13 protein-coding genes are annotated in these 19,729 nt (G+C 67.1%); 10 read left to right on the top strand and 3 right to left on the bottom strand.

Going from position 1 to position 19,729, the window contains the following annotated elements; genetic code table 11:
* Window positions 1–6: 6 nt before the first annotated feature.
* The 7 genes from J3A72_RS10490 (at window position 7) to J3A72_RS10460 (ending at window position 7,068) form a co-directional block, all read left to right on the top strand.
* A complete protein-coding gene (locus J3A72_RS10490) occupies window positions 7–528 on the top strand; it encodes a 3-hydroxyanthranilate 3,4-dioxygenase (protein ID WP_075076631.1) in 522 nt (173 codons plus the stop codon).
* Window positions 529–698: 170 nt separating this feature from the next.
* On the top strand, window positions 699–1,973 hold the full coding sequence (kynU, locus tag J3A72_RS10485; protein ID WP_014647667.1) for a kynureninase: 1,275 nt from the start codon (window positions 699–701) through the stop codon (window positions 1,971–1,973).
* A 31-nt stretch (window positions 1,974–2,004) separates the two neighbouring features.
* Window positions 2,005–3,372, top strand: a complete 1,368-nt coding sequence (locus tag J3A72_RS10480) for an NAD(P)/FAD-dependent oxidoreductase (RefSeq protein ID WP_075076595.1) — start codon at window positions 2,005–2,007, stop codon at window positions 3,370–3,372.
* Window positions 3,372–4,811, top strand: a complete 1,440-nt coding sequence (gene sbcB / locus J3A72_RS10475; RefSeq protein ID WP_075076594.1) for an exodeoxyribonuclease I — start codon at window positions 3,372–3,374, stop codon at window positions 4,809–4,811. The genes J3A72_RS10480 and sbcB overlap by 1 nt, the downstream gene beginning before the upstream one ends.
* Window positions 4,808–5,494, top strand: coding sequence for a DUF2461 domain-containing protein (locus J3A72_RS10470; protein WP_032962055.1), 687 nt, complete (start codon window positions 4,808–4,810; stop codon window positions 5,492–5,494). The genes sbcB and J3A72_RS10470 overlap by 4 nt, the downstream gene beginning before the upstream one ends.
* The gene (locus J3A72_RS10465; protein ID WP_075076593.1) at window positions 5,494–6,474 is read left to right on the top strand and encodes an aldo/keto reductase; all 981 of its coding nucleotides are present in this window, start codon (window positions 5,494–5,496) and stop codon (window positions 6,472–6,474) included. Before J3A72_RS10470 ends, J3A72_RS10465 begins: the two co-directional genes overlap by 1 nt.
* A gap of 42 nt (window positions 6,475–6,516) precedes the next feature.
* The gene (locus J3A72_RS10460; RefSeq protein WP_075076592.1) at window positions 6,517–7,068 is read left to right on the top strand and encodes a DUF2939 domain-containing protein; all 552 of its coding nucleotides are present in this window, start codon (window positions 6,517–6,519) and stop codon (window positions 7,066–7,068) included.
* A 138-nt stretch (window positions 7,069–7,206) separates the two neighbouring features.
* Here J3A72_RS10460 and J3A72_RS10455 read toward each other — a convergent pair whose 3' ends face one another.
* The 3 genes from J3A72_RS10455 to J3A72_RS10445 all read right to left on the bottom strand — a co-directional run bounded on the left by J3A72_RS10455 (window position 7,207) and on the right by J3A72_RS10445 (window position 14,230).
* Window positions 7,207–8,151: a 5'-nucleotidase gene (locus J3A72_RS10455; RefSeq protein ID WP_005410242.1), complete on the bottom strand. Its 945-nt coding sequence runs from the start codon at window positions 8,149–8,151 to the stop codon at window positions 7,207–7,209.
* Between the two features lie 47 nt (window positions 8,152–8,198).
* Window positions 8,199–8,972, bottom strand: coding sequence for an NAD kinase (locus J3A72_RS10450; protein ID WP_032962058.1), 774 nt, complete (start codon window positions 8,970–8,972; stop codon window positions 8,199–8,201).
* A 281-nt stretch (window positions 8,973–9,253) separates the two neighbouring features.
* Entirely contained in the window at window positions 9,254–14,230 is a 4,977-nt protein-coding gene (locus J3A72_RS10445) for an NAD-glutamate dehydrogenase domain-containing protein (protein ID WP_046431556.1), read from the bottom strand.
* Between the two features lie 250 nt (window positions 14,231–14,480).
* Here J3A72_RS10445 and J3A72_RS10440 point away from each other — a divergent pair, with 250 nt between their 5' ends.
* The 3 genes from J3A72_RS10440 to J3A72_RS10430 are packed head-to-tail and all read left to right on the top strand — an operon-like array spanning window position 14,481 to window position 19,594.
* The gene (locus J3A72_RS10440; protein WP_046431559.1) at window positions 14,481–15,137 is read left to right on the top strand and encodes a TetR/AcrR family transcriptional regulator; all 657 of its coding nucleotides are present in this window, start codon (window positions 14,481–14,483) and stop codon (window positions 15,135–15,137) included.
* Window positions 15,137–16,405 (top strand): efflux RND transporter periplasmic adaptor subunit, encoded by a 1,269-nt coding sequence (locus tag J3A72_RS10435; protein WP_032962064.1) that lies wholly within the window; start codon window positions 15,137–15,139, stop codon window positions 16,403–16,405. The genes J3A72_RS10440 and J3A72_RS10435 overlap by 1 nt, the downstream gene beginning before the upstream one ends.
* Window positions 16,406–16,420: 15 nt before the next feature.
* The gene (locus J3A72_RS10430) at window positions 16,421–19,594 is read left to right on the top strand and encodes a multidrug efflux RND transporter permease subunit (RefSeq protein ID WP_209572015.1); all 3,174 of its coding nucleotides are present in this window, start codon (window positions 16,421–16,423) and stop codon (window positions 19,592–19,594) included.
* Window positions 19,595–19,729: the final 135 nt, after the last annotated feature.

Raw genomic sequence — 19,729 nt, 5'->3', positions numbered from 1 at the left:
ACCATCATGCTCGCTTCGCCGATCAACCTGCACGCCTGGATCGAAGAGAACCGCCACCTGCTGAAGCCGCCGGTGGGCAACAAGATGATCGACAACGGCGATTTCATCGTGATGGTGGTCGGCGGGCCGAATTCGCGCACCGACTATCACTACGACGAAGGCCCCGAGTGGTTCTACCAGCTCGAAGGCGAGATGCTGCTGAAGGTGCAGGAAGACGGCGCGGTGCGCGACATCCCGATCCGCGCCGGCGAGATCTTCCTGCTGCCGGCAAAGGTTCCGCACTCGCCGCGCCGCCCGCCCGGTGGCATCGGCCTGGTGGTCGAGCGCAAGCGCCTGCCGCACGAGATGGACGGCGTGATCTGGCACTGCGAGCGCTGCAACCACAAGCTGCACGAAGAGTTCTTCCCGCTGCAGAACATCGAGACCGACCTGCCCAAGGTGTTTGCGCGCTACCACGCCAGCTTGGAGCTGCGTACCTGCAGCCAGTGCGGGCACGTGGATCCGCTGCCGGTGCCGGCGGTGGGCTGAACGGTCGCCGGGCATGGCCCTTGTAGAGCCGAGCCCATGCTCGGCTGCCGGGCCGCGAAGCCGAGCATGGGCTCGGCTCTACAGTTCAACCGGCGCGCAGGCGTTCAGGGCGTCGGTCCCACCATCCCAAGCGCTACACTGGCGGTCCCGTTGCAGCCTGTTGCCCGACCATGTCCGACCTGCTCAGCCGCACCCACGCCATCGCCCTGGACGCCGCCGATCCGCTGCGCCCGCTGCGCAGTGAATTCCTGATTCCGCGCCATGAGGGCGGCGAGCAGACCTACTTCGTGGGCAACTCGCTGGGCCTGCAGCCGCGCGGCGCGCAGGCAGCGGTGCAGGAAGTGATGAAGCAGTGGGGCGAACTGGCGGTGGAAGGGCACTTCACCGGCCCGACGCAGTGGCTGTCCTACCACCGCCTGGTGAGCGCGCAGCTGGCCCGCGTGGTTGGCGCGCTGCCCAGCGAAGTGGTGGCGATGAACACGCTGAGCGTAAACCTGCACCTGATGATGGTCAGCTTCTACCGGCCGACCACGCAGCGCCCGGTGATCCTGATGGAAGCCGGCGCGTTCCCGACCGATCGCCACGCGGTGGAAGCCCAGATCCGCTTCCATGGCTTCGACCCGGCCGAGTGCCTGGTGGAAGTGCAGCCGGACGAAGCCAACGGCACGATTTCACTGAACGCCATCGAGCGCGCCATGACCGAACACGGCCCGCGCCTGGCGCTGGTGCTGTGGCCTGGCGTGCAGTACCGCACCGGCCAGGCCTTCGACCTCGATGCGATCACCCGCGCCGCCCGCCTGCAGGGCGCACGAATCGGCTTCGACCTGGCGCACTCGGTTGGCAACCTGCCGCTGCGCCTGCATGACGTGGCCCCCGATTTCGCCGTGTGGTGCCATTACAAGTACCTCAACAGCGGCCCGGGCGCAGTGGCTGGCGCCTTCGTGCACGAGCGCCACCACCGCGATACCACCCTGCCGCGCTTTGCTGGCTGGTGGGGCCATGAGGAAGCCACCCGCTTCCAGATGGCGCCGCAGTTCACCCCGGCCATCGGCGCCGAGGGTTGGCAGCTGAGCAATCCACCGATCCTCGGCCTGGCACCGCTGCGCGCCTCGCTGGACCTGTTCGAGCGCGCCGGCATGGAGGCGCTGCGCAGCAAATCGCTGGCGCTCACCGGCATGCTCGAAGCACTGGTGCGCGCACGCCTGCCGCAGGTGCTGGACATCATCACCCCGGCCGATCCGCAGCGCCGCGGCTGCCAGTTGTCGCTGCGCGTGATCGGTGGCCGCGAGCGTGGCCGCGCACTGTTCGAGCACCTGCGCGGCATCGGTGTGCTCGGCGACTGGCGCGAACCCGACGTGATCCGCATCTCGCCCACCCCGCTCTACAACCGCTACCTGGACGTGCACCACTTCGTCGAGGAAGTGGAAGCCTGGGCCGGCCTTTGAGCCGGTCCCTCCCCTGCTGCTGGACAGTTCGTTGATCGCACATGCTTCCCGCTCGTTGAGCATTATCGGTGCCGGCCTGGCCGGGTCCCTGCTGGCCATCCTGCTGTCGCGGCAAGGCTGGCGCATCACCCTGTACGAACGCCGCGGTGATCCGCGCGTGGCTGATTACGAGAGTGGCCGCTCGATCAACCTGGCATTGGCCGAGCGTGGGCGCAATGCGCTGCGCCAGGCGGGTGTGGAGGACGAAGTGATGGCACGCGCGGTGATGATGCGCGGCCGCATGGTGCACCCCCGCGACGGCGAACCGCAGCTGCAGCGCTATGGCCGTGACGACAGCGAAGTGATCTGGTCGATCCACCGCAGCGATCTGAACACCACGTTGCTGGAACTGGCCGAGCAGGCCGGCGCCACCGTGCACTTCCATCGGCGCCTGCACACCGTTGATTTCGACGCCGGTTATGCGCGTTTCATCGATGACCGCGACGACAGCCCGCACGACATCCGCTTCGACACCCTGATCGGTGCCGACGGCGCCGGTTCGGCCCTGCGCGCGGCGATGAACCGCCGTGCCCCGCTGGGCGAGGACATCGCCTTCCTCGACCACTCCTACAAGGAGCTGGAGATCCCGCCGGCCGCCGACGGCAGCTTCCGCATCGAGCGCAATGCGCTGCACATCTGGCCACGCGGCCATTACATGTGCATCGCCCTGCCCAACCACGAAGGCACCTTCACCGTCACCCTGTTCCTGCCCAACCAGGGCGATCCCAGCTTCGCCACGGTCAACACCGGCGCGCAGGCCGAGGCGCTGTTCGCACGGGAGTTCGCCGACACCCTGCCGCTGATCCCGAACCTGCGCGCGGACTGGGAACAGCACCCGCCGGGGCTGCTCGGCACGCTCACCCTGGAGCGCTGGCACCAGCACGGTCGCGCCGTACTGATCGGCGATGCCGCGCATGCGATGGTGCCGTTCCACGGCCAGGGCATGAACTGCGCGTTCGAGGACTGCGTTGCGCTGGCCCGCCACCTGATGGAAGCGGATGACCTGGAAGGCGCGTTCGCCGCGTTCGAAGCCGAGCGCAAGCCGAATGCACGTGCCATCCAGCAGATGGCGCTGGAGAACTACCTGGAGATGCGCGACCGTGTCGCCGATCCTGCGTTCCTGCTGCAGCGCGAACTGGAGCAGGAACTGCAGCGGCGCTGGCCGACCCGCTTCGTGCCGCACTACACGATGGTCACCTTCCTGCACACACCGTACGCCGAGGCGCTGCGCCGCACCGAACTGCAACGCGACATGCTGGTGGCCGCCACCACCGGTCACAATTCACTGGACAACATCGACTGGGCCGCGCTGGAAGCGCAGATCCACGCGCAGCTGCCGGTCCTGGAGGGCGCGCACTGATGGCCGACAGCTTCCTGTTCTACGACCTGGAAACCTTCGGCCAGGACCCGCGGCGCACGCGCATATCGCAGTACGCCGCAATCCGTACCGATGCCGACCTCAACGAGATCGATACGCCGGTCAGCTTCTTCGTGCGCCCGGCCGATGACCTGCTGCCCTCACCGATGGCCACCCTGGTTACCGGCATCACCCCGCAGCAGGCCCTGGCCGAGGGCATCAGCGAGGCCGAGGCCTTCGACCGCATCAACGAACAGCTGTCGCGCCCCGGCACCTGCGCGCTGGGCTACAACACGCTGCGCTTCGACGATGAATTCGTCCGCTACGGGCTGTTCCGCAATTTCCACGACCCGTACGAGCGCGAGTGGCGCAACGGCAATTCGCGCTGGGACCTGCTGGACATGCTGCGCCTGATGCGCGCGATGCGCCCGGACGGCATCCACTGGCCGCTGCGCGAGGACGGCGCCACCTCGTTCAAGCTCGAACACCTGGCCGAGGCCAACAACGTGCGCGAGGGCGATGCGCACGAAGCGCTGTCCGACGTACGTGCCACCATCGGCATGGCACGCCTGTTCAAGCAGTCGCAGCCGCGCCTGTGGGAGTACGCGCTGAAGCTGCGTGACAAGCGCTTCGTCGGCGGCCTGCTGGACGTGGCCGCGATGAAGCCGGTACTGCACATTTCCATGCGCTACCCGGCCAGTCGCCTGTGCGCGGCGCCAGTACTGCCGCTGGCCGTGCACCCCACCATCAACAACCGGGTGATCGTGTTCGACCTGGAAGGCGAGATCGACGACCTGCTGGCACTGCCGGCCGAGGTGATCGCACAGCGCCTTTACCTGCGCGCCAGCGAGCTGCCCGAAGGCGTGGCGCGGGTGCCGCTGAAGGAAGTGCATCTGAACAAGGTGCCAGCGCTGATCGCCTGGAACCACCTGCGCGCCGATGACCACGCGCGCCTCGGCCTGGACGTGGCCGCGATCGAGGCCAAGGTGGAACGGCTGCGCGCGTTCGCCCCGCAGCTGGCCGAGAAGGCGCGCCAGGTCTACAACCAGCCCCGCGTCGCCACCGTGGCCGACGTCGATGCCTCGCTGTACGACGGTTTCCTCGGCAACGGCGACAAACCACTGCTTGCGCTGGCACGCACCACCGCGCCCGAGCAGCTGGCCGCGCTGGAAGGCCGTTTCCGCGACCCGCGCCTGCCGGAGCTGCTGTTCCGCTACCGCGCGCGCAACCATCCCGGCAGCCTCGCGCCGGCGGAACGCCAGCGCTGGCAGGATTACCGCCGCCAGCGCCTGCTCGGCGACGGCGGGCTGGGCGAACTCAACCTGCCCCAGTACCAGCAGCAGCTCGATGCACTGGCCGCCGAAGCGCCCGACGATGCGCGGCGCCAGGCCCTGCTGCAATCGCTGCGCGACTGGGGCCAGCACCTGCAGGAGACACTGTGAGCACCTACTTCTCGGACGCCAGTTTCAGGTTCCTGCGCAGCCTGGCGCGGCACAACGACAAGGCCTGGTTCAACGACCACCGCCAGCAGTATGAAGACCACGTACGGCAGCCGTTCCTGCGCCTGCTGGGCGACCTGCAACCGGCCCTGGCCGAGGTCAGCGAACACTTCCGTGCCGATACGCGCGGCGTCGGCGGCTCGCTGTTCCGCATCCACCGCGACGCGCGCTTCTCCAACGACAAGTCACCGTACAAGACCTGGCAGGGCGCGCGCCTGTTCCATGAGCGCCGCCGTGAAGTAGCCGCGCCTTCGTTCTACGTGCACCTGCAGCCGGGCGAGAGCTTCGTCGGTGCCGGCCTGTGGCATCCGGAACCGGAAACCCAGCGCCGTGTGCGCCACTTCATCCTCGACAACCCGGGCAGCTGGAAGGCCGCCGCGCACGCACCGGGCCTGCGCAAGCGCTTCGATTTCGAGGAGAGCGAAAAGCTGGTGCGTCCTCCGCGTGGCTTCCCCGCCGACTTCGAGTTCATCGACGACCTCAAGCACCGCAACTGGGTGATGTGGCGCTCGCTGGACGACGCCACCATGACCGGTCCGCGCCTGCTGTCCACGCTGGGCAAGGATCTGGCCGCGCTCGGCCCGTTCGTCGACTACCTGTGCGCGGCGCTGGACCTGGAATTCTGATGCCATTGGCACAGCAACGCCGCACGCTGGGCCGCACCGGCCTGGCGGTTTCGCCGGTGGGCCTGGGCTGTTCCGGCTTCTGGGGGCATCGCCGATTCCCGGAACAATCGGCCGCGAACGTGGTCGAGCATGCACTGGCACAGGGCGTGAACCTGTTGGACACCGGCCACAACTACTCCGGTTTCCACGCCGAGCCGCGGCTGGGCCGCATCCTGCGCCCGTTGCTGAAACAATACCCGCGCGACGCGCTGGTGATTTCCAGCAAAGGCGGCACGCTGACCGGCCAGGCCGGCGTCAGCGGCGCCGAGCAACGCAATTTCTCGCCGGCAGCCATCATCGCCAGCTGCGAGGCTTCGCTGCGCAATCTCGGCCTGGATCACCTGGACATCTACCAGCTGCACGGCGCCAGCCAGCACGACATCAACGACGACCTGCTGGCGGCGCTGCAGCGTCTGCGCGAACGCGGGTTGATCCGGCACACCGGCATCAACACCCACTCGGCCTCGACCCTGCGCTGGATGATCGCCCATCCCGACGCCTTCGATGTGGTGCTGCTGGACTACAACGCCCTGCAGCAGGACCGCGAACCGCTGATCGACCAGTTGCAGGCGGTGGGCATCGGCGTGCTGGCCGGGACCGTGCTGGCGCAGGGCCACCTGCTGCCCGCGCGCCCGCGCCTGCCACGGCTGGCCGATGGCTGGTACCTGGCGCGCGCCTGGCTGAAGCCCAGCAGCCGGCAGCTGATGCGCAGTGCCCGCCAGATGCGCCGGGCAGTGGCCGCGATCCGCAGCCAACGCCCGGCCCAGACCGCCTTCGCCTATGCGCTGGGCCATCCCGGCGTGGCCAGCGGCATCCTTGGCACCACCCGTACCCGCAGCCTCGACGAGGTGCTGGCGACGCGGCTGGAAGCGCTGACCCCGGCCGAACGGCAACAGCTGGTCGATGCCTTCGGTGACGGCCGTGGCTCGCCCAGTCATTGAGTCTTCACCCGGCACTGCCGCCATTGCGGCAGTCTGGTCAACATGAAGAAACTCACCGCACTCATTGTGCTGCTGGTCCTGGCCGTCGCCGCCTGGTGGTTCGGCGGCCCCTACATGACCGTCAATGGCCTGTCCAAGGCCATCGAGCAGCGCGACACCGCCCGACTGGAGCGTTACGTCGACTTCCCGCGCGTGCGCAGCAGCCTGCGTGCGCAGCTCAACGACTACCTGGTGCGCCAGGCCGGCCCCGACGTGGCATCCAGCCCGTTCGGCGCCCTGCTCCATGGGCTGGGCGACCAGCTTGGCGGTGCCGCAGTGGAGACCATGGTGACCCCGACCGGGATCGGCGCGATGCTGCAGGGCCACGTGCTGTGGAAGCGTGGCCGCAATGAACTGCAGGGCGGCGATGCCTTCGGTGCGACCGAACCGGCGCGGCCGCTGAAGCATGCCGAGCATCATTTCGAAGCACTGGACCGATTCGTGATCGACGTCGATCGCGGCCCCGGCCAGCCACCGTTGAAGGTGGTGCTGGAGCCGCAGGGCCTGCGCTGGAAGGTGGTGGACCTGCAGCTGGGAATGTCGGGCAGCCCTTGATCGGACCCGTGGCCTGACGGCAGCGCCAACCAAGGTTGGCAACTACCGGGGCATGTGGCTCTGGTAGATGCCCACCTTGGTGGGCATGGGTCCTAGGCAGTGCCAACCAACGGTTGGCACCTACCGGTCGAGTCCGCCCTACCCCTCGTTGGCGACGCCGTGCGGCACGTGGCCGGCGGCCACATGCTCGCGGGCGCTGTCGATGTTGTGCTGCGAATCGTCGAAGAAGATGTCGGCACCGAAGGCCTGCAGGAACGGGCCCTTGTGACGGCCTCCCAGGAACAGTGCCTCGTCCAGGCGCACGCCCCACTCGCGCAGGGTGCGGATCACCCGCTCATGCGCCGGTGCCGAACGCGCGGTGACGAGCGCGGTACGGATCGGCGCGCTCTCGCCGGCCGGGAACACTTCCTGCAGCGTATGCAGGGCCGACAGGAAGCCACGGAAGGGTCCGCCGCTGAGCGGCTCGCGGGCGCGCTCGCGCTCGTGGCGGCCAAACGCTTCCACGCCCTGCTCGCGCGAGATGCGCTCGCTCTCGTCACCGAAGATCACCGCGTCACCATCGAAGGCGATGCGCAGCTGGCCGGCCGGGCGACCAGTATCGATCTGGTCGGCGGCTGCCGCAGCGGTCTCGCCCGGCGGCTTGGGCAGGATGGTTGCCGCCGCGATGCCATGACGCAGCGCGCTGCGCACCGATTCGGGGTTGGCCGACAGGAACAGGTCGGTACCGAACGGCTTCACGTACGGCCAGGTCGGCTCGCCGGCGGTGAAGGTCGCGCGGATGATGCCCAGCCCATAGTGCTGGATCGAATTGAAGATGCGCAGGCCGGTATCGGCCGAGTTGCGCGACAGCAGGATCACCTCGACCCGCGGGTTCTCCGGGCTGGCGCCCTGGTTCAGCGCCAGCAGCTTGCGCACCACCGGGAAGGCCACGCCGGGGCCGAGGATATCGTCCTCGTGCTGGCGCTGGAATTCGGCGTAGGCCGCCACGCCATCACTTTCGAACAGCGCATGGCTTTCCTCGAGGTCGAACAGCGCGCGCGAGGTCACCGCGACGGTCAGCAAACGGGGGGAGTTGTCGCCCATCGGTGGGGGTCCTTCAAGCGGTCGGCGGGGCCGGCCGCCCATTGTCCTCAAAAAACGAACTGTTCGCTCAGGATCCTGTCTTCCAGGTTGTGCTCCGGGTCGAACAGCAGGGTCACGCGGCGGTCCTTCGACTCGCGGATGGTCACCTCGACCACGTCGCGGGTCTCGTGCGAATCCGCCGTGACGCTGACCGGGCGCTTGTACGGATCGAGCACGCGGAAGCGCACCTCGGTATCGGCCTTGAGGATCGCCCCGCGCCAGCGACGCGGCCGGTACGGGGCCAACGGCGTCAGCGCGATGGTGTGCGAGCCCAGCGGCAGCACCGGTCCATGCGCGGAATAGTTGTAGGCGGTGCTGCCCGCCGGGGTGGCCACCAGCACGCCGTCACCGATCAGCTCGGCCACGCGTTCCTGGCCGTTGAGGTCGATGCCGATATGCGCGGCCTGCCGGGTCTGGCGCAGCAGCGAGACATCGTTGTAGGCCAGCGAACCGGTACTGGTGCCCGACTCGGTCAGCGCCACCATTTCCAGCGGGCGCAGGTTGGCCGGTTCGGCACGCGCAATGCGGGCCTGCACGTCGTCGTCGCCACGGTACTGGTTCATCAGGAAGCCGACGGTGCCCAGCTTCATGCCGAACACCGGCTTGCCCAGGTGCCCATGCCGGTGCAGGGTCTGCAGCATGAAGCCGTCGCCCCCCAGCGGACACAGCACGTCGGCCTGCTCCGGCGCGTGATCGCCATAACGCGAGACCATCGCGGCGCGGGCCATCTGTGCAGGTTCGGTGGCGCTGGCCAGGAAAGCGATGCGGGGGGTGTCGCTCATCGGTGGATCCGGGTGGGTATGCCAGCAAGAGCATACCCGGTAGTGCCGGCCGCTGGCCGGCAGCTGCACCGATTGCGGTCCATGCGGTTGCCGGCCAGCGGCCGGCACTACCCGGCAATGCAGAACGGCCCCGCTTTCGCGGGGCCGTTCCTCCAACTGCTGCAGATCAGGAGCCCCCCCTGAGTCAGGGGGGCGCGCCAACGGCGCGGGGGTCTGGGAGCATGGTTGGCATGGGGCCCACGGTTTGCAGAGCAAACCGTGGGGCGTCAGCGCGAATGCGCTTACGCACCATGCGCAGCGAGCTGACCCAGGCGCTGCACCGCGACCGAAACGGTCGGGTAGTCCAGGGTCTTCTGCTCGGCCAGTTCGGCCAGCATCGCCAGGGTGAAGCGCAGGCTGCTGTCGTCGCGACCCATCCAGGCCGCCACCTTTGCTTCAGCACTGCTGCCCTTGGTACCCAGCACCTGGCCCGCCAGGTTGCGGTGGTTGGCGGCCAGCTCGTCACGCAGCACGCCACGTGCCACCGCGTGCCAACGGCCATTGACCTCCAGCGCATCGACCTGCTCGAACAGCCACGGCAGCTGCAGGGCATCGCCCAGGCGGAAGTGGACCTTGGACACGTCCACCGGCTTCAGCTTGCGGGTACGGGCCAGTTCGATGATGTCGAACGCCGGCTCCAGGAAGTGCAGTTCGGCCAGCTGCTGCGCCAGCGCGGACGGCAGGCCCTTTTCCTTCCACTCGGCCACCAGGGCTTCGTAGGTCGGACGCTGCGAATCCGGCAGCACACCCGAGGCAACGCGGATATCGTTGAACGGGCCCTGGTAGCGGTTGACCGCTTCGGTGATGCCGGGCATCGCGCCGGGGCGCGACAGCAGCCAGCGCACGAACGAGCGCTGCAGCTTCCAGATCACTTCCAGGGCGTCGATCTGCACCGACTCCGGCACCTTGCCGTCGAGGGCATCGATCTGCGCCCACAGCGCGCGTGCATCCAGCGTTTCACGGCTGATGGTGTAAGCCTTGGCGACCTCGGCGATGGAACGGCCGGTGTCTTCCTGCATGCGCATCAGGAAGGTGGCGCCCATGCGGTTGATGGTCTGGTTGGTCACGGCCGTGGCGATGATTTCGCGCTTCAGGCGGTGACGCTCCATTGCGTCGGCGTACTTCTTCTGCAGCGGGGTCGGGAAGTAGCGCTGCAGTTCCTTGGACAGGTACGGATCTTCCGGGATGTCCGAATCCAGCAGCTGGGCGAATGCCACCAGCTTGGAGTAGGACAGCAGCACCGACAGTTCCGGACGGGTCAGGCCCTGGCCGCGCGCCTTGCGCTGCGACAGCTCGGCATCGGACGGCAGGAACTCGATCTGGCGATCAAGCAGGCCCTGCTGTTCCAGGGTACGGATGAAGTGCTGCTTGGAACCCAGGCGCTTGACCGCCATCCGCTCCATCAGGCTCAGCGCCTGGTTCTGGCGGTAGTTGTCGTTGAGCACCAGCTCGGCGACTTCATCGGTCATCGAGGCCAGCAGCTTGTTGCGCTGCTCGACGGTCAGCTTCTTGGCCCGCACCACATCGTTGAGCAGGATCTTGATGTTGACTTCATGGTCGGAGGTGTCGACACCGGCCGAGTTGTCGATGAAGTCGGTGTTGAGCAGCACGCCGGCCTGCGCGGCTTCGATGCGGCCCAGCTGGGTCATGCCCAGGTTGCCGCCCTCGCCCACCACCTTGCAGCGCAGCTCGCCACCGTTCACGCGCAGCGCGTTGTTGGCACGGTCGCCGACATCGCTGTGCTGCTCGCTGGCGGCCTTGACGTAGGTACCGATGCCGCCATTCCACAGCAGGTCGACCGGTGCCTTCAGGATCGCGCTCATCAGTTCGTTCGGCGACAGCGCCTTGACGTTCTCGTCCAGGCCCAGCGCTTCACGCACCTGCGGGGTGATCTCGATCGACTTCAGGCTGCGCGGGTACACGCCGCCGCCCTTGCTGATCAGCTTGGCATCGTAGTCCGCCCAGCTCGAACGCGGCACGGTGAACAGGCGCTCACGTTCGACGAACGTGGTGGCCGCATCCGGGTTCGGGTCCAGGAAGATGTGGCGGTGATCGAACGCAGCCACCAGGCGGATGTGGCGCGACAGCAGCATGCCGTTGCCGAACACGTCGCCGGACATGTCGCCGACGCCGACCGCGGTGAAGTCCTGGCTCTGGCTGTCACGGCCCAGCGCACGGAAGTGGCGCTTGACCGACTCCCACGCACCGCGTGCGGTGATGCCCATGCCCTTGTGGTCGTAACCGACCGAACCACCGGAGGCGAACGCATCGCCCATCCAGAAGCCGTGCGCGATGGCCAGGCCGTTGGCGATGTCGGAGAAGGTCGCAGTGCCCTTGTCGGCGGCCACCACCAGGTACGGATCGTCCATGTCGTGGCGCACGACATCCACCGGCGGCACGATCTTGTTGTTGACGATGTTGTCGGTGATGTCCAGCAGGCCCTGGATGAACAGCTTGTAGCAGGCCACGCCGTTGGCGAAGATCGCATCACGGTCGCCGTTCACCGGCGGGGTCTTGGCGAAGAAGCCGCCCTTCGCGCCGACCGGCACGATGACGGTGTTCTTGACCATCTGTGCCTTGACCAGGCCCAGCACTTCGGTACGGAAGTCCTCGCGACGGTCCGACCAGCGCAGGCCACCACGGGCGACCGCGCCGAAGCGCAGGTGGGTACCTTCCACGCGCGGGCCGTAGACGAAGATCTCGCGGTACGGGCGCGGCTTCGGCAGGTCCGGCACCAGCGCCGAATCGAACTTGAAGCTGATGACATGGCCGTGCTGGCCGTTGGCATCGGTCTGGTAGTAGCTGGTACGCAGGGTCGCGTCGATCACGCCCATGAACGAGCGCAGGATGCGGTCCTCGTCCAGGCTGGACACGCGGTCCATCAGCTTCAGCAGCGCATCGCGCGCGGCCTGCATCTGCGCGTCGCGGTCACCCTTGCGGGCGTCGACCACGGTCTTGAGCACCTTCAGGGTGGCATCGTCACCGGCAGCCAGCACGTCGAAGTGGGCCTTCAGCTGGGCCTGGCCGGCGGCGATGTCGTCCTTGCTTTCGTGCCCGGTGGCCGGATCGAAGCGGGCTTCGAACAGCTCGACCAGCAGGCGGGCCAGCAGCGGGTAGCGCGCGAAGGTGCCTTCCACGTAGGCCTGGGAGAACGGCACGCCGGTCTGCAGCAGGTACTTGCAGTAGCCGCGCAGCATGGCGACCTGGCGCCAGTGCAGGCCGGCAGCGAGCACCAGGCGGTTGAAGCCGTCGTTCTCGGCATCGCCGTGCCAGACGCGGGCGAAGGTCTCGCCGAAGGCTTCATCGACACTGGCGGCATCGATCGCGCCGGCGGTCGACTCGACCTCGAAGTCCTGCACGTACACCGGGGCGTTGTCGACCGACAGGCGGTACGGACGCTCGGCGATCACGCGCAGGCCCATGTTTTCCATCATCGGCAGCGCGTCCGACAGCGGAATGTCGTCAAGCTGGCGATACAGCTTCAGGCGCAGGCCATCACCGCTTTCGCGCGGCACGGCCTGCAGGCTCAGGCGCAGGTCGTCCGGGCCGGTCAGGGCGTCGAGCTGGCTGACATCGTTGGCGGCAACCGCGGTGCTGTTGTCTTCGATGTAGCCGGCCGGCAGCGCCTTGCCGATACGGGCGGCGATGCGCAGGCCTTCGGTCTCGCCGTGGCGGGCCACCAGCGCTTCGCGCAGGTCGTCCTGCCAGTTGCGCAGCACCTGGGCCAGCTTCTGCTCCAGTTCGGCGGTATCGACGTCGAGCATCTCACCCGGCTTCGGGCGCACGATCAGGTGCACCTGGGCCAGCGGCGATTCGCCCAGCACCACCGAGCTGTCGACGTACTCGCCGTGCAGCGCGTCCTTCAGCATCGCTTCGATGCGCAGGCGCACGTCGGTGTTGAAGCGCTCACGCGGCAGGTAGACCAGCGCGGAGATGAAACGGCTGTACTTGTCGCGGCGCAGGAACAGGCGGCTGCGCACGCGCTCCTGCAGGCCCAGCACGCCCATGGCGGTGCGGAACAGTTCGTCCTCGCTGGACTGGAACAGTTCTTCGCGCGGCAGGGTTTCCAGGATGTGGCGCAGGGCCTTGCCACTGTGGCTGGCCGGGGCCAGGCCCGACTGCTTCATCACGTGCTCGTGGCGCTGGCGCACCAGCGGGATTTCCCACGGGCGGCGGTTGTAGGCGCTGGAGGTGAACAGGCCGAGGAAGCGCTGCTCGCCGATGATCTTGCCCTTGGCGTCGAATTCCAGCACGCCGATGTAATCCATGTAGCCAGCGCGATGCACGCGCGAACGGGCATTGGTCTTGGTCAGGATCAGCGCATCCTTCAGACCGGACGTGGTGTTCAGGCCCTGCGCGGCCAGGGTCTTGACCGGACGGGCGGCGGACTTGTCCTTGCCGCGCATCAGGCCCAGGCCGGTGTCGTTCAGCGGCGCCAGCACCTCTTCCTTGCCCTGCTTCTCGACGCGGTATTCGCGGTAGCCGAAGAAGGTGAAGTGGTTGTCGGCGGCCCAGCGCAGGAACTCCTGTGCTTCCTTGCGCGATGCGTCGTCGACCGGCAGCTGGCGGCTGCCGAGGTCGTCGGCCAGCGCCAGCGCCTTGTCCTTCATCGGCTGCCAGTCGCGCACGATCGCACGCACTTCGTCCAGCGCCTTGTTGATGGCCTGTTCGATGGCAGCCATGGCGTCGGCCGGCTGGCGGTCGATCTCCAGCAGCATCACCGACTCGGCATCGCCCTCGCCGACCTTGACCAGCTTGCCGGCCTTGTCGCGGGTGAAGCGCAGCACCGGGTGGCCCAGCACGTGGACACCCACGCCCTGCTCGGCCAGCGACATGGTGACGGTATCGACCAGGAACGGCATGTCGTCGTTGACGATCTGCAGCACGGTGTGCGGCGATTCCCAACCGTTGGCCTTCGCAGTCGGATTGAACACGCGGACGTTGGCCTTGCCGGCCTTGCGGGCACGGGCGAATTCCAGCGTCTCAGCCGCGAGCGCGGCCCACTCTTCAGCGCTGTGGTGCGGGAACTCGTCCGATTCCATGCGCTTGTAGAAGTCAGTGGCGAAGGCCACCGCTTCGGCCTGTGCGGCCGCGGGGTAGCGCTTGCGCAAGGCCGTGTACACCGGCTCCAGGGAGAAACCAGCGGTCACTGCGACCTCCGACTCTGCTGGTTTCGTCTTGTTTTTCACGGTCTTGGCTGCGGTTTTTTGCGGTTTCATGGCAGAGCGATGCGCTTGCTCAGTTGGGAAAATGAAATTGTAGCCCTACCGCACGAAAAGGCCTTGCTGCAGGACGGAATAAGCAGATTCGGGTTTGCTGCGGTTTAGACGCCTATTCAGTTCGCTCCGGTATGGAGCTGGCGCCTGCTTCAGCACTGCCGACAGGATCGGCAAAGCGTGTTACCGGAAGACACACGCGGCGACGCCGATTCGATTCCACAATCCTGAACTGGACGGTATAGTCCACCGCGTGAACCCGGCCTACCTCCCCGTTGCCCTCGACGCGCGCGATGAGCGCGTGTTCGATGCCGTGCGCAGACTGCTGGCCGAGCAGGGCATGCAGATGAGCATGGACGCGGTGGCCCAGCATGCCGGCTGCTCCAAGCAGACCCTGTACTCGCGCTACGGCAGCAAGCAGGAACTGCTGCGCCGGGTGATGCAGCGCCACGTCGGCCACGCCACCGGGGCCATGCTGCGTGCACTCCGCGGTGACGACCTGCGTGCCAGCCTTCTCCAGTTCGCCACCGACTTCCTGGAGCATTTCAACCAACCGCACGTAGGACAGGCCTGCCGGCTGATTGCAGCCGAGGCAGCCCAGTTTCCCGAAGAGGCGCGTACGCTGTACCGGCACGGTGCCGGCGCGCTGACGCTTCATCTTGCTGAATGGATTGAAACCGTTTGCATGCAAGGCCAGCTCCGGCATGACGACCCGCACTTCATGGCCGAACTGCTGCTGAGCATGATCGCCGGTCAGGATTTCGACAAACAGCGCTTCCATACCCCCCATCGTGATGACGCGCTCCTGCGTCGGCGCTGGGCAGAGTTCTCCGTCGACAGCTTCCTGCGCGCGTTCGCGCCACAGCCGTCGCCGGCCCCGTCTACAAACCAACCCCGGAGTTCCTCCTGATGACCGCCCCACTCCGCACCCTTGCCTTGACGTGCGCCGTTGCTGTCGCGCTGGCTGCCTGCAAGAAGCCGGAACAGCAGACGCCCCCGCCGCCGGAGGTGGGCGTGATCGACGCCAAGCCGCAGACCCTGCCGCTGCAGCGCGAGCTGGTCGGCCGCCTGTCGCCGTTCCGCAGCGCCGACGTCCGCGCACGCGTACCCGGCGTGCTGCTCAAGCGCGTTTACCAGGAAGGTTCGCAGGTCAAGCAGGGCCAGACCCTGTTCCTGATCGACCCGGCGCCGTTGCGTGCCTCGCTCAACGCCTCCGAGGCCCAGCTGGCTTCGGCCCGCGCCACCTACGCCAATGCCAAGGTCGCCGCCGATCGCGCGCGCTCGCTGGCGCCGCAGCAGTTCGTCTCCAAGTCCGACCTGGACAACGCCGAATCGGCCGAGCGCACCGCCCTGGCCGCCGTCAAGCAGGCCGAAGCGGCAGTGACCTCTTCGCGGATCAACCTGGGCTACGCCGAAGTGACCGCGCCGATCAGTGGCGTGGCCAACAAGCAGCAGGTCACCGAGGGCGCGCTGGTCGGCCAGGGCGATGTGACCCTGCTGACCACCGTTGACCAGCTCGACCCGCTGTATGTGAACTTCTCGCTGAGCGTGGATGAGCTGACCCAGCTTCGCGCGCAGCAGGCCAAGGGCTCGCTGGCGCTGTCCGGCGACGGCAAGGCCACGGTCAACGTCAAGCTGGCCGACGGCAGCACCTATGGTGAGCCGGGCACGCTGGACTTCTCCTCGACCACGGTCGACCCGGCCACCGGTGCGGTGTCGCTGCGTGCGCTGCTGCCGAACCCCCAGCAGATCCTGCTGCCGGGCGCCTTCGTCAGCTTCCAGGCCAACCTGGGCGAGCGCAACAATGCCTACCTGGTGCCGCAGCAGGCGCTGCTGCGTGACACCACCGGCGGCTACGTGATGGTGGTCGGTGCCGACGGCAAGGTGGTGCGCAAGAACGTGAAGACCGATGGCGCGCAGAACGGCAACTGGCTGGTCAGCGACGGCCTGGCCGCCGGTGACAAGGTGATCGTGGCCGGCGTGCAGAAGGTCAAGGAAGGTGCACCGGCGGTGGCCAAGCCGTGGACCCCGGGGCAGGACGCCAACGGCAAGCCTGCCGCAGGCGGCGCCGCTCCGGCGGGCGCAGCACCGGCGGCAGGCAAGGCACCGGCCGACGCGGCCAAGCCGGAACAGGCCGATGCGGCCAAGCCGGCCGCCACCGATTCGAACAAGCAGTAACGGGAACCTTCCGTCATGCCTAAATTTTTCATCGAACATCCAGTCTTCGCCTGGGTGGTTGCGATCCTGATCTCGCTCAGCGGCGTGATCGCGATCCTCAACCTGGGCGTGGAGTCCTATCCCAACATCGCCCCGCCGCAGGTCACCGTCTCGGCGACCTACCCGGGCGCCAGCGCGGACACCACCGAGAAATCGGTCACCCAGGTGATCGAGCAGCAGCTGACCGGTATCGATCACCTGCTGTACTTCAGCTCCTCGTCGGCCTCCAACGGCCGCGCGCAGATCACCCTGACCTTCGAGACCGGTACCGATCCGGACATCGCCCAGGTGCAGGTGCAGAACAAGGTGTCGCTGGCCACGCCACGACTGCCTTCGGAAGTGACCCAGCAGGGCGTGGTGGTGGCCAAGGCCAATGCCGGCTTCCTGATGGTGGTGGCGCTGCAGTCCGATACCCCGACCATCAACCGTGACGCCCTGAACGACATCGTCGGCTCGCGCGTGCTCGACCAGGTCTCGCGTATCCCCGGCGTCGGCAGCACCCAGCAGTTCGGTTCCGAGTACGCCATGAACATCTGGCTGAACCCGGAGAAGATGCAGGGCTATGGCCTGTCGGCCAGCCAGGTACTGGCCGCGGTACGTGCGCAGAACGTGCAGTTCGCCGCCGGTGCGCTGGGTTCGGACCCGTCGCCGGAAGGCCAGCACTTCACCGCCACGGTCTCGGCCGAAGGCCGCTTCAGCTCGCCGCAGGAATTCGAGAACATCATCCTGCGCGCCAACGCCGATGGCTCGCGCGTGCTGCTCAAGGACATCGCCCGCGTCGCCTTCGGTGCCAACAACTACGGCTTCGACACCCAGTACAACGGCAAGCCGACCGGCGCCTTCGCCATCCAGCTGCTGCCGGGCGCCAACGCCCTGAACGTGGCCGAAGCGGTGCGCGCCAAGATGGACGAGCTGCAGCCCAGTTTCCCGTCCGGGGTGACCTGGTTCTCGCCGTACGACAGCACCACCTTCGTCAAGATCTCGATCCAGGAAGTGGTCAAGACCCTGTTTGAAGCGGTCCTGCTGGTGTTCCTGGTGATGCTGATCTTCCTGCAGAACTTCCGCGCCACACTGATCCCGACCCTGGTCATCCCCGTCGCCCTGCTCGGTACCTTCCTGGGCATGTGGATGATCGGCTTCACGATCAACCAGCTGACCCTGTTCGCGATGGTGCTGGCGATCGGCATCGTGGTCGACGATGCGATCGTGGTGATCGAGAACGTCGAACGCATCATGAGCGAGGAAGGCCTGGCGCCGAAGCCGGCCACGCAGAAGGCAATGACCCAGATCACCGGCGCGGTGGTGGCGATCACCGTCGTGCTGGCGGCGGTGTTCATCCCGTCCGCCCTGCAGGGCGGCGCCGCCGGTGAGATCTACAAGCAGTTCGCCCTGACCATCGCCATCTCGATGGCGTTCTCGGCGTTCCTGGCACTGGGCTTCACCCCGGCGCTGTGCGCGACCTTCCTCAAGCCGACGCACAACGACAACCCGAACATCGTCTACCGCACCTTCAACAAGTACTACGACAAGATCAGCCACACCTACGTGGGCCACATCACCTCGGCGGTGCGCCATGCGCCGCGCTGGATGATCCTGTTCGTGGTGCTGACCGCGCTGTGCGGCTTCCTGTTCACCCGCATGCCGGGCAGCTTCCTGCCGGAAGAAGACCAGGGCTATGCGCTGGCGATCGTGCAGCTGCCGCCAGGCTCGACCAAGGGCCAGACCAACGAAGTGTTCGCGCAGATGCGTGGCATCCTGGAAAAGCAGGATGGCTATGAAGGCATGCTGCAGGTGGCCGGCTTCAGCTTCGTCGGTTCCGGCGAGAACGTGGGCATGGGCTTCATCCGCCTGAAGCCGTGGGAGGAACGCAAGTTCACCGCGCCCGAGTTCATCCAGAACATGAACGGCGCGTTCTACGGCATCAAGGAAGCGCAGATCTTCGTGGTCAACCTGCCCACCGTGCAGGGCCTCGGCCAGTTCGGCGGCTTCGACATGTGGCTGCAGGACCGCAGTGGTGCCGGCTACGAACAGCTGACCCAGGCGCGCAACATCCTGCTGGGCAAGGCCGCGCAGAAGCCCGAAGCCCTGGTCGGCGTGCGTCCGAACGGGCTGGAGAACGCCCCGCAGCTGCAGCTGCACGTGGACCGCGTGCAGGCGCAGTCGATGGGCATGTCGGTGTCGGACGTGTACAGCACCATCCAGCTGATGCTGGCCCCGGTCTATGTCAACGACTTCTTCTACGAAGGCCGCATCAAGCGCGTGACCATGCAGGCCGATGGCCCGTACCGCACCGGCCAGGAGTCGCTGAAGAGCTTCTACAGCCCCTCCACCCTGACCCAGAACGCCGATGGCACCAACGCGATGATCCCGCTCAACACGGTGGTCAAGTCCGAATGGGTGTCGGCACCGCCGTCGCTGAGCCGCTACAACGGCTACTCGGCGATCAACATCGTCGGCTCGCAGGCCCCGGGCACCAGCTCGGGCGAAGCGATGCAGACCATGGAGAGCATCGTCAACGACGACCTGCCGGCCGGCTTCGGCTACGACTGGTCCGGCATGTCCTACCAGGAAATCCTGGCCGGCAATGCCGCCACGCTGCTGCTGGTGCTGTCCATCGTGGTGGTGTTCCTGTGCCTGGCCGCCCTGTATGAAAGCTGGTCGATCCCGGTGGCGGTGCTGCTGGTGGTGCCGCTGGGCGTGCTGGGCGCACTGGGCCTGTCGATGCTGCGCGGCCTGCCCAACGATCTGTTCTTCAAGATCGGCCTGATCACCGTGATCGGCCTGGCCGCGAAGAACGCGATCCTGATCGTGGAGTTCGCGGTGGAGCAGCGCGCAGCCGGCAAGAACCTGCGCGATGCCACCATCGAAGCGGCCCGCCTGCGCTTCCGCCCGATCCTGATGACCTCGTTCGCGTTCATCATGGGCGTGATCCCGATGGCGATCTCCACCGGCGCCGGCGCCAATTCCCGCCACGCCATCGGTACCGGCGTGATCGGCGGCATGCTGTTCGCCACCCTGCTCGGCCTGCTGATGATCCCGGCGTTCTTCGTGGTCGTGCGCCGCATGCTGGGCGACAAGCTGGATGAACCGTCCAAGGAGTTCATGGAACGCCAGCGCGACGCGGATGCTGCACACCGCCCGGATCGTTGATCCGGCAGTGCGCTGAAACGAAAAGGCCCCGGAGCGATCCGGGGCCTTTTTCTTGCCGCCTTTGAATTCATGCCAACCAAGGTTGGCATCTACCAGGGCAACGGCATGCCCGGTAGCCGCCAACCTTGGTGGGCT

Origin of the sequence: Stenotrophomonas sp. PvP093, from assembly GCF_017876915.1 — a bacterium.
Lineage (GTDB): Bacteria > Pseudomonadota > Gammaproteobacteria > Xanthomonadales > Xanthomonadaceae > Stenotrophomonas > Stenotrophomonas muris.
This window is presented reverse-complemented; position numbering and strand designations above follow the sequence as displayed.